This is a genomic window from Nostoc edaphicum CCNP1411, assembly GCF_014023275.1.
GTDB classification, from domain to species: domain Bacteria; phylum Cyanobacteriota; class Cyanobacteriia; order Cyanobacteriales; family Nostocaceae; genus Nostoc; species Nostoc edaphicum_A.
On record NZ_CP054698.1, the window covers coordinates 906,275 to 919,076 of the forward strand.

The 12,802-nt window shown below is 43.1% G+C and carries 10 protein-coding genes; 6 read left to right on the forward strand and 4 right to left on the reverse strand.

Annotated elements, in window-relative coordinates:
• Positions 1 to 158 precede the first annotated feature (158 nt).
• Together HUN01_RS06485 and HUN01_RS06490 are read right to left on the reverse strand one after the other, a co-directional pair.
• Positions 159 to 932 (reverse strand): nucleoside phosphorylase, encoded by a 774-nt coding sequence (locus tag HUN01_RS06485; RefSeq protein ID WP_181930581.1) that lies wholly within the window; start codon positions 930 to 932, stop codon positions 159 to 161.
• Positions 933 to 962: 30 nt separating this feature from the next.
• Entirely contained in the window at positions 963 to 2,885 is a 1,923-nt protein-coding gene (locus HUN01_RS06490; RefSeq protein WP_181930582.1) for a right-handed parallel beta-helix repeat-containing protein, read from the reverse strand.
• A gap of 645 nt (positions 2,886 to 3,530) precedes the next feature.
• Between HUN01_RS06490 and fusA the strand changes: the two genes are divergently transcribed.
• The 4 genes from fusA (at position 3,531) to HUN01_RS06510 (ending at position 8,313) form a co-directional block, all read left to right on the forward strand.
• The gene (gene fusA, locus HUN01_RS06495; RefSeq protein WP_181930583.1) at positions 3,531 to 5,570 is read left to right on the forward strand and encodes an elongation factor G; all 2,040 of its coding nucleotides are present in this window, start codon (positions 3,531 to 3,533) and stop codon (positions 5,568 to 5,570) included.
• 63 nt (positions 5,571 to 5,633) lie between these two features.
• Positions 5,634 to 6,506 carry a GNAT family N-acetyltransferase gene (locus HUN01_RS06500; protein WP_181930584.1) on the forward strand — a complete coding sequence of 291 codons (873 nt, stop codon included), beginning with the start codon at positions 5,634 to 5,636 and terminating at the stop codon, positions 6,504 to 6,506.
• Between the two features lie 117 nt (positions 6,507 to 6,623).
• Positions 6,624 to 7,505 carry a GNAT family N-acetyltransferase gene (locus tag HUN01_RS06505; protein ID WP_181930585.1) on the forward strand — a complete coding sequence of 294 codons (882 nt, stop codon included), beginning with the start codon at positions 6,624 to 6,626 and terminating at the stop codon, positions 7,503 to 7,505.
• A gap of 61 nt (positions 7,506 to 7,566) precedes the next feature.
• Entirely contained in the window at positions 7,567 to 8,313 is a 747-nt protein-coding gene (locus HUN01_RS06510) for a Uma2 family endonuclease (RefSeq protein WP_181930586.1), read from the forward strand.
• Between the two features lie 13 nt (positions 8,314 to 8,326).
• Here HUN01_RS06510 and HUN01_RS06515 read toward each other — a convergent pair whose 3' ends face one another.
• Positions 8,327 to 9,043 carry a molybdopterin-dependent oxidoreductase gene (locus tag HUN01_RS06515; protein WP_181930587.1) on the reverse strand — a complete coding sequence of 239 codons (717 nt, stop codon included), beginning with the start codon at positions 9,041 to 9,043 and terminating at the stop codon, positions 8,327 to 8,329.
• Between the two features lie 527 nt (positions 9,044 to 9,570).
• Between HUN01_RS06515 and HUN01_RS06520 the strand changes: the two genes are divergently transcribed.
• Positions 9,571 to 10,041: a tellurite resistance TerB family protein gene (locus HUN01_RS06520; RefSeq protein ID WP_181930588.1), complete on the forward strand. Its 471-nt coding sequence runs from the start codon at positions 9,571 to 9,573 to the stop codon at positions 10,039 to 10,041.
• Between the two features lie 467 nt (positions 10,042 to 10,508).
• Here HUN01_RS06520 and HUN01_RS06525 read toward each other — a convergent pair whose 3' ends face one another.
• Positions 10,509 to 11,108 (reverse strand): hypothetical protein, encoded by a 600-nt coding sequence (locus HUN01_RS06525; RefSeq protein ID WP_181932589.1) that lies wholly within the window; start codon positions 11,106 to 11,108, stop codon positions 10,509 to 10,511.
• A gap of 213 nt (positions 11,109 to 11,321) precedes the next feature.
• Here HUN01_RS06525 and dacB point away from each other — a divergent pair, with 213 nt between their 5' ends.
• Complete coding sequence (gene dacB, locus HUN01_RS06530; protein ID WP_238846037.1) at positions 11,322 to 12,791, forward strand: D-alanyl-D-alanine carboxypeptidase/D-alanyl-D-alanine endopeptidase; 1,470 nt, start codon at positions 11,322 to 11,324, stop codon at positions 12,789 to 12,791.
• The last annotated feature ends 11 nt before the right edge of the window (positions 12,792 to 12,802 follow it).

Here is a 12,802-nt window from a genome sequence, read left to right on the forward strand (position 1 = left end):
GGTTTTAAGGTAAGAATATTTTAATTTTTTCGCGCCACTTGCGGGCAAGGTTTTAAACCAATATTCATTACCCAGTTGGACTCCAATTCAATTCTGAATTCTGACTCCTGAGTTCTGAATTCTTCTTATAAAAAGTCATATCAGAGAAATTTGTTAACTTACTCAAGGTTTGCTGCGGCATTCACAGCAGTTGCGATCGCATTTTTCACAGCAATATCTATTTGTTCCAAAATGATATTTTCACCATCTGTACGCGAAGCAACTACACCGCAAATAGCTGCTGCTGCAAAATTATATACTCCTGCCATTTTGAATAGTGTGCCGGATTCCATCTCGTAATTCAAGATATTCAAGCGCCGATATTCTTCTGTAATGCCATGCAGCGATCGCATTAAATTTGGATTTGCGGAATCAGTGCGTTCTTGTCCTTCGTAAAAAGTATCAACTGATGCCGTAATTCCGATGTAATGTTCAACCTCTAATTCTCGTGCGGCTTTAACTAAAGCGACTGTCAGAAAAGGATCGGCTGCGGCTGGATATTCCACAGGTGCAATGTCATAAGCTGCACCTTGGCGACATAGTGCTGCACTGCTAATAACAACGCTACCAACTGGTATATAAGGTTGAATGGAACCGCAAGTGCCAATGCGAATAATTTGCCGGATTCCTACTTGTACCAACTCATTGACCACAATACTTAATGAAGGCGCACCCATACCACTTGTAGCTGATAAGATACTGCGACCATTCGGTAAGTATCCCACATAACTATTGAGTCCGCGATTTTCTGACAACGCGCGTACATCTTGTAAATAAGTTTGGGCAATTAGACGCGATCGCTCTGGATCGCCAGATAATAGAGCAATGCTGGGAGGTGATGAACCTAAATCATCTTGCCCAAAGCCAATGTGATAAAAGCGTTTATTTGGCATTCAATACTACTCACACGTTATTATCATTTCTTACCACTCCCATCGACCGATGTCAGGTGCCGAACCGGAGTAAGAAAGTCCTACATAAGTTCCTCTATCCACCACAAGACTGCGTGACGAAGCCGGCTTATAGTAAGAGTTCCAACGGTCGCCCGTGCTTGTAAATCTTGGATCACCCTGGATGTTTGTCGCATTAACCGCGAATTGGATCTGCCAAGTTGGCTTTGCTGAGTTCGTATTTCTGCGGAGATTATTAGTGAAAGCAATGTTCTTACCTCCTTGTACATCGTCTCCTTGAGAGTTCAAGAACACATTATTTTTGATCGATATCCTGTCTGCGGAGTCGAGTTGTAGGCTATTCCCTAAGTTATCGAATACATTGTTGTGAATATTGATGTTGGAAGCTGAATCGGGAATGAAGATGGCAGCACTTTTCCCGAAACTAAATTGAACTTTACGAGCAACATTTGCGAAAATATTATTGTGGATGTTGATGTTCTGATTTTCTATACTTCCACCCCATGCTTTCCCTCCCCAGATCGCAATACCGAAGCCCTTATCCTGAAAGTAGGAGTTGGATATCTCAACTCCGCTCAAAGCAACTTCGATTGACTCCTTAACACTCTGTCCGTCAATATCTTTTATTCGTACATTTCGCATCTTGAGATTACTTGGGTTTTTAGCTGTCGGTTGGTATTCATTCATTACTGAATGATTGACCATCGATAACCACGTATTACAGGCAACATTGTAGATTTCGTTTCCATAACTCAAATTCCAAAGTTCAATGGAAGCATCTTCGCTCCACTGGGAATCAACTTCTGGAACCTGGATGTCGCAATCGTGAATCTTCACATTACGTAGATGACCTACATGCATGAACTTTATGCCGTATCCTTTATTTTCTCGGATAGTAATGTTGTAGATGTTGGCACCATCTAGCCCTCCAAGTCTGAGGTTCCCGGTAGATCCTCCCGATACCCAATCCGCTGCGGAGTTGATAAATGTGCAATCATGTATCGTTGTGTTTTTCATCCACTTTCCCTCTGGAAGCGGCACGAACCACCACATATCGCCACGAGTAAAAACTGCACCACTGTGCTGGAAATCTTTGAATGTGACATTATGCACAGTCACATTGTTACGATTTTCTACCCAGATGCCGGCTTTGATGGTTTTGCCGTTCCCGTCTATGGTGAAGCCGCCTAACGTCTGATTACCATCTGTCGCCCCAATCATCTCGGAAGGAGGGCCATACCGAGGGCTTGAGCCGGAGTAGCTAGGCGAGACAAGCTGAATAATACTTCCATGATGCAAAAGACTCCAATTGCTACTACCTGTGTTTACTCCCGGAGCAGGAATTGCACCGTTGCTAGTGATAGTCACCCTTGATTCACCTGCTCCCTCGATATTCACTCCCGGCGGAAGTACCGTCGCTTCCGTCTCCCTATAGACACCTGGGTTCAAATAAATCGTGTAGTTTTTATTCGGTTGAACTCGTTTTGCTGCATACGCCAACGTCCTCAATGGCTTGCCTAGCGATCCATCGCCTTTAGTGTCGCTTCCTGTGGGAGACACGTAGACGTATAAGCTCGTGGTAGGTTGGTTAGCCGCGACTTTAAGATTAGTCCTTTCACCATCCTTCTCCTTAAACAAATAGAAAAGGTTGAAATTACTACTATTAGGAGGAATCTTAAAAATCAGGTCTTTATCATTTGCGCCTCCCCCATAACTCGTACCGTAAAGGTTACTATCGCTGCTTTGTACAGATATTGCCTCTGAAGTCGAACCATCGGACTTGTTACTGCTATTAAACGAGTGAGTAACGGTAGGTGTAATGTTATCGATCGCAGAAGTTTTGTGCGTAGTTACTAACTGGGTTGTGACTACAGCTACGAAAACAATAGTAGTTAAAGCTGCGTAGGAAAGAAGGGAGCGTAGAGTCTTTATCATTACTCAAAGGAGGGAAAGACGATGGACGCAAGGGAGCGGATAAATGAGGAAAGAATGACAGGAAAAAGAATAGAAGGTTTTTTACCGTAAGAAGTACTACGGCGGGAAACTCTTCCTCGTCTTTGGAAGGAGGAAGTAAAGCTACTTGAAAATTTTTATCCAGTACCTATGGATAGATAAGCTGTAAAAAACCTACCATTCTATCTTTCACCTGAGTATTAAGATTTATTTGCCTAAATTTAACGTGAATTCGGGTTAAGGAGGTTAATTCAACGTTAACTAGCGAAAATAACGCAATTAGGTTGGCAGATACCAGAATAAATCAACAATACAATAAGGGTTTCAGCTTATCCCGAACTCAGGTTACGTGAAGAAAGCAGCTATGCAGAAGGCAGAATGCAATACAGTGTAGGTCTTTAAAATGCTGTTGAAAGGCTGCACACAACAAATAACTGGGAGCTACCAATATCAATTTCAAGCTTTCATTTCCTCCGCTTGAATACCTATATTTAAACGTCAACTAGGGCAACAATCAACGGTTTTTCTGTATTATCAGCCTTGTCTTTTATCTATACTACATATATAATACAAAATATATCACCACTCTGTTGATGACTGTTTGTCGCTTGAACAAAAGGAAATTTTATGATTCCCCGAACACGCATCCGAAATATTGGTATCTCTGCCCACATCGACTCTGGTAAAACTACGCTGTCAGAGCGAATTCTCTTCTACACGGGCAGAATCCACGCTATTGAGGAAGTGCGGGGAGGCGGTAAGGGTGCAACGATGGATTTTATGCCAGAAGAAAAACTACATGGCATAACCATCACTTCCGCTGCTACCACCTGCCAGTGGCACGATACCGAAATCAACCTGATTGATACACCTGGACACGTAGATTTCACAATTGAAGTGGAACGTGCCCTGCGGGTATTGGATGGGGCAGTAATGGTGCTGTGTGCTGTGGCAGGTGTGCAGTCCCAATCCATTACGGTGGATCGGCAAATGAAGCGCTACCGTGTGCCGCGTTTGGCGTTCATCAACAAGATGGATCGGACGGGGGCAGATCCATTTCGTGTAGTACAGGGGATACGCGATCGCTTGCAACTAAATGCAGTATTGCTCCAGTATCCTATCGGCAGTGAAGACCAATTCCAGGGAGTGATTGACCTGGTAGAAATGACTGCTGACTACTTTGAAGGTGAAAACGGGGAAAACTGGGAGAAAAAGTCAATTCCCGAACCTCTTAGGGATGAGGCGCAACAGGCACGCGACAAGCTGCTAGATACTTTGTCGCTGTTCTCAGAATCGATGACCGAGATGCTATTGGCGGGTGAGGAGATTCCTAAAGAATTAATTTGGGAAACCATCCGACAAGCAACTTTGAGTCTAGAATTCACGCCTGTACTGCTGGGTTCGGCATTCAAAAATAAAGGAGTGCAAAACTTATTGGATGCAGTTACGCTTTATCTACCATCTCCCGTGGATAGGGAAGTTAAGGGAATAGGTTACAGGTTACAGGGTACAGATAATTCCCTGTCATCTATCACCTGTAACCTCTCCCCTGACCCCGATGCTTCCTTAGTGGCATTGGCATTTAAACTCACCGTTGAATCCTTTGGGCAGTTGACCTATACCCGGATTTACTCTGGGATGCTCAAACCCGGTGATACCGTCTACAACTCACGGACTGAACAGCGGGTGCAAATCGGTCGCTTGGTGAGAATGCACGCCAATAAGCGAGAAGAGGTAAAAGTTGCCGTTGCTGGGGATATTGTCGCTATGTTGGGTGTCGATTGTGCTTCTGGTGATACATTCTGTTCTGGGGAACCACTGGTATCTCTAGAGAAGATGTTTGTGCCGGAACCAGTGATTACGCTGGCGATTACGCCCAAAAAACAGGAAGATAGCGATCGCCTTTCCAAAGCACTCAATCGCTTTCAAAGGGAAGACCCTACCTTCCGGTTGAGCATCGATCCCGAATCAGGAGCAACTCTAATTTCTGGGATGGGCGAACTCCACTTGGAAATTTACCTGGAGCGCATCCAACGAGAATATAATGCCGAGGTCTACGTCGGTACTCCCGCCGTGGCGTACCGGGAAACCATTGGACAACAAGCTACCTTTGACTACCGATTCAAGAAACAGTCAGGCGGCCCCGGTCAGTACGCCCATATTACTGGGTGGATTGAACCCACAGACGAACCGTTTGTCTTTGAGAATCGGGTGGTTGGGGGTGCGATTCCCAAAGAATATATCCCGGCGTGCGAGAAGGGTTTCCGTGAGGCGATGCAATCAGGAAAGCTGCAAGGCTATCCGGTAACTGGGGTGAAAGTCGTTTTGGATGGTGGTTCATATCACCCAATTGACTCTTCAGAGTTGGCTTTCCGGTCAGCATCTCATCAAGCAATTGAGGGTGCGATCGCCAAAGCAAAACCCTACATCCTCGAACCCATAATGCTTGTAGAAGTGGAAACACCCAACGAGTTTATGGGAAGGGTTCAGGGTGACTTATCCTCTCGTCGGGGTTTGTTGTTGGGTTCCGAGACAATGCAGGGATACACGGTGATTCGCGCAGAAGTCTCACTGGCGAGAATGTTTGGGTATTCTACAGAGTTGCGATCGCTTACTTCTGGGATGGCTACTTTTACAATGGAGTTTGCCTGCTATCGCCAGTCCTAGCATCTTGAAGTAGCTTTTAGGACACAGTTAGGCTGTGTCCCTTTCAATTATTAGGAGGTTTTTGTGCCTATTTTGAGAACTCTGCAACCTGGAGATGAAGTATCGCTGGAAGCATTTCTCTTGCAACACACTGATACTTCTATGTTTTTGCGCTCTAATTGGCGAGCGGCGGGACTGCTTGACCAAGGTGCCAGATTTCAAGGAACTTATGTAGCAGCCTACATAGATGAAAGTATAGTGGCAGTTGCAGCCCATTTTTGGAATGGGATGATTGTAGTTCAAGCCCCTGTATATCTGCAAGAGGTGGTACAAGCAGTTGTGGCACAATCTGGACGTGCCATCTCTGGAATTAGTGGCCCAGCAGCACAAGTCGAAGCGACAAAAAGCATTTTGGGACTTAGCAACCGAACAACTCAGCTTGATGAGTTTGAGATATTGTTTTCTCTAATACTGCGAGACTTGCAAATACCTCAAGCTTTAGCATCAGCAAAGGTAGAGTGTCGTTTACCACATCCAGAGGAGTTGGAATTACTCACAGAATGGCGTGTTGCCTATAGTATGGAAACTTTAGGACAAAGAGATACTCCCAGTTTAAAACCTGTTTGCCGTCTCGCAATTGAAGCATATCAAACTACGGCTATGCATTGGGTTTTGGTAGCAGGAGATACCCCAGTTTCCTACTCTGCTTTCAATGCCAGTCTACCTGATATTGTGCAAATTGGTGGAGTCTGGACACCGCCAGCCCTGCGCGGTAAAGGCTACGCCAAAAGTGTGGTAGCAGGCTCGTTGTTAGATGCGCGATCGCAGGGAGTAAAACGTGCCATCCTATTTACAGGTCATAATAACCAAGCAGCCCAAGCTGTTTATCGAGGAATTGGCTTTTTGCCTACTGGCGAGAAGTATGGCTTAGTATTATTTGAAGAGACTCAGGCTTGAGAAATATTGTGTCAAACCTTGGAGGCGCTCTTGCTATCCATTTATAATTTCCCTTTTTCTGGATTCGCTGGAATTGATTTTGTAGTCTTTACTGAAATTGCTCGTAATACTTGAACCATGATCCAGTATCGCTTCAAACAGTCATTCTCTGACGATCCCAGCTTAAGCCATAAGCTTTTTGACTTGATGGAAGTCACATTTCCCGGACTCAGCAGTTTAGCAGAATGTGCAAGAAAACTAGGTGCATCCTGGGAAACAGCTTCAACTCCCTTTATCCGCTTTCATGATGATATAGCTATTACCCATGTCGGAGTGTTAGAAATTCCCATGCAAATTATGGGACAAAGGCTCACTGTGGGAGGAATTCATGGAGTAGCTACTCGTGCAGAATTTCGCAGGAGAGGGTATTACCGCGAAGTGATGGAGGAAGTGCTAGGATATTGCGATCGCGATCGCATTTACGAAACCCTGGTACTGACGACACCACAACCAGAGCTTTACTTACCTTTTGGCTTTCGTGTAATCGAAGAACACATCTTCAAAGTTAAATGTAACTCCACAGGTAGCACTGATAGCTTCAGAACACTGAATTTTACAGATATCAAAGATTACACATTGTTACACAGACTTTTGGAAACACGCGCTCCTGTCTCTAATATAGTTGGCGTAGTCAACGAAAAACCTGTGTTCTGCTTCAATGAAGGAAGTCGTACTTTATACCATGCCGAAGATTTAGATTTAATCGCGTGCATGGAGATAGAAGATAACCGACTTCATCTTTTTGATCTAGTGACAACGCAGATATGCTCTTTGAAGAATATTCTTAGTAAAATACCTCAACCCATTGAAGAAGTAGTGATTTACTTTAGTCCAGAACTTCTCGATGTCAAAGATGTGCAAGCATTCGTCCATACATTTGATGAAACAGTGCTGATGGTTCGCGGTAAATTTGCAGCAGAGGGCGAGAAATTTATGCTGCCGCGTTCTGCAAGGTGTTGAGTTACTTAAAATAAGTGAATCATAATAGAACTGAAAGTTTCATCATCAGGATTGCCAAAAGATGTATCAAACTGACCCGCCGCGATCGCCAAAAGATGTATTACCAACCATGTATGATCTTCCCAGTGAAGATTCTGAGGAGCCTGGTTTGCCCGATCAGTTTCATTTATTGCAACCTCGTCTGTTAGACGAAACCTTTCGTCCACCAAATTATCCAAGCGACGAGATATTCGTTGCTAGCGATCTGAATCTTTATTATGACCCGCGCTATCCACTTTGGTATAAGAGACCAGATTGGTTTGCCGTTTTAGGTGTTTCCCGTCTTTATGAACAACGAGATTTACGCTTAAGTTATGTCGTTTGGCAAGAGGGCGTTCATCCTTTTATTGTGGTTGAATTGCTGTCTCCAGGTACTGAAAAGGAAGACTTAGGGCAGACATTGCGAGATATCAAGCAACCACCAGGAAAATGGGAAGTGTATGAGCGGATTCTGCGTGTGCCTTATTATGTAGTATTTGATCGGTACAAATATAAATTAAGGGTGTTTAAATTAGATGGCGGTCGTTATGCTGAGATAGCACTGTCAGAGTCACGCTTCTGGATACCAGAACTAGAATTAGGCTTGGGTGTATGGCAGGGACGCTATCAAGATGTAGAACAGCCCTGGTTGCGGTGGTATGATTGGACAGGCTGCTGGGTATTGACTTCTACAGAACAGGAAAGTCAACGGGCTGAACAAGAAAGACAACGGGCTGAACGATTGATTGCACAATTGCGATCGCTAGGCGTTGAACCCGATATAGATTAGCTTTTTGTCTACCCTATAGCCCTGCAAACCACTCATAGCCCTGATCTTCCCAATAGCCTTTAGTAGGTAACAAATTACTGACGAATGTAATTTGAGTTACCCACTTGCTTTGCTTGTAACCTAGTTTAATTGGAGATGCTAGGCGCATAGGCGCACCATTATCAACTGATAAGGGTTGTCCATTCTTTTGATAAGCCATGAGAGTTTGGGGATGTATAACAGAAGCAATATCCCAGCTTTCATAATAGCCATCAGCAGATTTGAAATAGACATAGCGGACATTTGACTTAGGCTGTACCAGCGCTACTAAATCTCGTAATCGCACACCTCCCCATTGAACGATCGCAGCCCAGCCTTCAACACAGACATGGCGAATCACCATTGAAGTCAAGGGAAGTTTTTGAATATCTGTCATACTCAACTGCATCGCATTATTAACCTCACCATCAATTGTCAGGCGGAACTGCGCCGGATCAATTTGCGGAGTGAAGTCAAAGGTATTAACCAGCAATTTATCTGCTTCTATGGCGCTGACAGGAAATTCAGGTGTAGGTTTTTGAGTTAGCAGGAGTGCTTCAAGACTTTGGTTTAGTGGCTCAGATATTTGCCGCAGATTATCTGAAAACAAATTTGTTCCACAGCCACCTAGAAGAAAGCCTACCCCTGAAAGTCCTGATACTTGCAATAAGCGACGACGGGATAGGGTATGTTTGGGAAGAATCAGACTCATAAAACCTCTACAGAAACATAGATTTTACTAAAAATTTATCCCTTGAGAAAATTTAGTTAAGGGACTTCCAAATAAAAAAGCATCCCAAATTTTCTTGTGGGATGGGTGTCCCTTGACATCTGGGCTGAGGCTTTAACTTGACACCAATGGCAAAAGCTCCCACTGATTTAATAGGCGAAAAAGCGAATTCACAATTGCGAATTGGTTTGACAAATCCTGGTTGAAATGGAATGAAACAGTTTTGGGATTAAGGGGGGTAAATCCAGGCTTTGGCTTCATTACCAAGATATGTGTACACCGTATCCCTTTAAGCTACGTAGTGTACACAAGTACTAAAAACCTCGATCTCTTAAAACAACTTAACCGTTTTTATACGTAGGTGAATATATTCTCTGCGTATTTTTTATGAAAAAAAGATTCATTCCAATGTATATTTTCGCATTCTTTTGGGAATCATAAATCAAGGAAGCATTATAGACTGCAAAATATGACTTCCTGAAATATCACGTAACTTTTAGAGGATAATTATGTCTAAACGCAAGTTGCCCAAAGGCCGTAGTGTTAGTTCAGTTGCTCTAGAACCAGAAGTTGCGATCGCAATTCTTGGACTTTTTTCCGCTGCGGCTGATGGTGAAGGTATTTCTTCAACCGAAGAATATGCTTTGAGTGAATTTCTCGGTCGGGTTGAATTATTTGAAGATTATTCTGAAGAAGACTTTGAGGAATTGACCGAAAAAGTTGTCAGCTTGATTGAAGAAGAAGAACCAGAAGATTTAATCGCCCAATCCATCGAATCTTTACCCAATAGAGGTTATCGTGAAGCTGCATACATCACAGCTATCTTAGTTGTGGGAATTGACGAAGAAGTACCCGAAGCTGAACAAGATTATATCTCTGAGCTTCAGGAAGCCTTAAAAATTTCAGACGAACGCGCACAAGAACTTATAGACGCAGTGTTCGGAGAAGACGAAGAAGAGGAAGAAGAGGAAGAGGAGTAATCTTTATTGAATTGCAACCTCAGTCATCTACCATCATTAAGTTGGGGTTGCTAATTTAGAGGATGAAATAATTTTGTTTGAGTTAAGTTGTTCAGATTCCCGACTTCATGAAGAAGTTGGGAATCTTGCACATTATCAAAATTAATCCGATAGAGCAATACAGTTCAGAATGAGCAACAAAACCCTTATTGTAGAGACGCGATTTATCGCGTCTGAATTTATCGCGTCTCGATTTATCGCGTTTTGTAAACCGTATTGTCCGATCTGACTTTTCACGTTATGTGGAAAAGCCACGAAAAACCTAACCCCCTAGCCCCCTTCCCTACGTTCGCGTAGCATCTCGTTGGCGAAGCCTCTCGTAGAGAAGAGAGGGAAGGGGGAAAATTCAAAGTCTCTCTCCTTTTAGGAGAGAGATTTAGAGAGAGGTTTTCCAGATGCCGTGAAAAGTCAGATTGTCCGATAGAGGACTAATTTAAAATTGGTACATTTTTAAATGCAGCTGTATCTGGCACAAAAATGTCCAAGTTATTAACACCATCGGGAACTCTTAGCCAGATATAAGCATCTGCGGAGGCTTGTGGACGTACTTGGAACAAAGAAACGCTACCTGTTGAGCGATTAAGAGCAACTCCTTTGTAGGTTACGCTAGTCTCAGGATTGCGGGCTGTTGTAGTAGCAACCGATATAACATCGCTAGCAACAACTCCGTCTGTGGCAAGGCGACGAATTCGCATTTGCAGATTTACCACATCACGGTTTCCAGTTTCTGGATCTTTAATTCGTTTTGCTGAAAGTAATTCAACTTCTGCCTTTTTGCCAAAAGCAGGCTGCACAAATTGACCAGGGCTAATTGCTGAAGTTGTAGCACTAGCTGGGGATGGTGAGACTGTTGCTTGTGGAGAAGTTGTAGCTGTAGGACTTGGCACTTGAGTGGGAATGGTACTACTGACTGTATTAGTAGCATTTAGTGTCTGCCGCAACGTAAAAACTTCATAAGCTACATAGCCGCTACATCCCAAAGCCAAAGTAGAGAGTAATACAGCTACACCAGATAAAAATGTACTCACACCGTTGCCTCGATTTCGTATTTCTGTATATGCAGGTTGATTTAGGTTTCTATTTTGTAGTCCCATAAATTATGTTTGTGCAATCGCCCACGTATGAAACATGTGAACATCTTCCCTATACTAGTTAAGTAACTTTACTGAGCAAATTCTTCTCTCTCCGGAAAGAAGTCTTTGGCAAAGTCAAAATATCTATCTTTGGGATAAGGAAAATTGGTGAGACTTAAGACTTTAAATCAACCACTGGGTGTTTTATTAATATTTTTGACTAGCCAGATAGGATTTAGTTCTATTGCGAAAGCACAAACCCCAGTTGCACCAACAATTACCACAAAATCAATTTGCTCTACCCAACTGGGAACAGCTATAGATGCTGTAATCAATCGCCCCTTATTCAGTCGGGTGCGCTGGGGAATTTTGGTACAACCCCTCTCAACCGGGCAAACTCTTTACAGTCGAGATGCTCAGAAATATTTTACTCCCGCGTCTAACCTCAAATTGCTGACAACAGCAGCAGCATTGCAGCAATTGGGTGCTAATTTTCGGATTCGCACCTCTATTTATCAGAATGGCAATGGTGTTTTACGTGTTGTCGGTAGGGGAGATCCTAGTTTAAGTGATACTCAACTACAAAAATTGGCACAGCAGCTAAAACAAAAAGGTATTACTCAAATTCAGCAATTGATAGCTGATGATAGTTATATTCAAGGTGATATTGTTAACCCAACCTGGCAATGGGAAGATGTGCAGTCAGATTATGGTGCACCAGTTAACAGCTTTATTCTGAATCAAAATATTTTTAGCTTAAAACTTATACCCCAGGCTGTAGGTAAATCTTTACAAGTGGTATGGACTGATGCTGGCGAAGCGAGACAGTGGCGGATAATTAATCAGTCAGTAACCGTTGCCCAAAATCAACCAAGTTACATCAATGTTACCCGCGAATTATCAGGAACAATATTGCGAATTCAAGGACAACTAACAACGAATTCAGAACCGTCTTTAATAGATTTGCCTGTAGTTGATCCTAATTATTACTTCTTACGGCGCTTCCGCACTGCTTTGGCAACAGAAAAAATTACCTTGGGACAAACATTAGTACTAAATGGTGGTGTTGATCAAGAGGAGATAGCATTTGTAGAGTCGCCACCTTTAGCTGAGTTATTAGCAGAGACGAATCTAAATAGTAATAATCTTTATGCTGAAGCACTGCTGAGAGCATTAGCTGTGAAAAAACTCAGAGTGAAAAATCAAACTAGTGCTGATGTAGGTTTAGAAGTTGTCAAAGCGAGTTTAACTCAATTGGGAGTTGATCCAGCAAATTACATTTTAGTGGATGGTTCAGGTTTATCACGTCGTAACTTAGTGACACCAGAAGCTTTTGTACAAACTTTACGGGCAATAGCAAGAACACCAACAGCATATTTATATCGCGCCTCTTTACCAGTGGCGGGTAAAAGTGGAACTCTGAAGGGCCGCTTTCAAGGTACATCTGCTGAGGGCATTGTGCAAGCAAAAACAGGTACGTTAACGGGTGCAATTTCTCTATCTGGATATATGAATGCGCCGAAGTATGAACCGTTAGTTTTTAGTATTATTGTGAATCAATCAGAGCAACCTGCAAGTGTTGTGCGACAGGCAATTGATGAAGTTGTTGTGTTGTTAACGCAGTTGCAACGTTGTTAATATTATGCTTT

Bases quoted from the DNA above. Each gene is read 5' to 3' on its own strand.
- HUN01_RS06485 (WP_181930581.1), bottom strand. From the start codon at position 932: ATGCCAAATAAACGCTTTTATCACATTGGCTTTGGGCAAGATGATTTA.
- HUN01_RS06490 (WP_181930582.1), bottom strand. From the start codon at position 2,885: ATGATAAAGACTCTACGCTCCCTTCTTTCCTACGCAGCTTTAACTACT.
- fusA (WP_181930583.1), top strand. From the start codon at position 3,531: ATGATTCCCCGAACACGCATCCGAAATATTGGTATCTCTGCCCACATC.
- HUN01_RS06505 (WP_181930585.1), top strand. From the start codon at position 6,624: ATGATCCAGTATCGCTTCAAACAGTCATTCTCTGACGATCCCAGCTTA.
- HUN01_RS06510 (WP_181930586.1), top strand. From the start codon at position 7,567: ATGTATCAAACTGACCCGCCGCGATCGCCAAAAGATGTATTACCAACC.
- HUN01_RS06515 (WP_181930587.1), bottom strand. From the start codon at position 9,043: ATGAGTCTGATTCTTCCCAAACATACCCTATCCCGTCGTCGCTTATTG.
- HUN01_RS06520 (WP_181930588.1), top strand. From the start codon at position 9,571: ATGTCTAAACGCAAGTTGCCCAAAGGCCGTAGTGTTAGTTCAGTTGCT.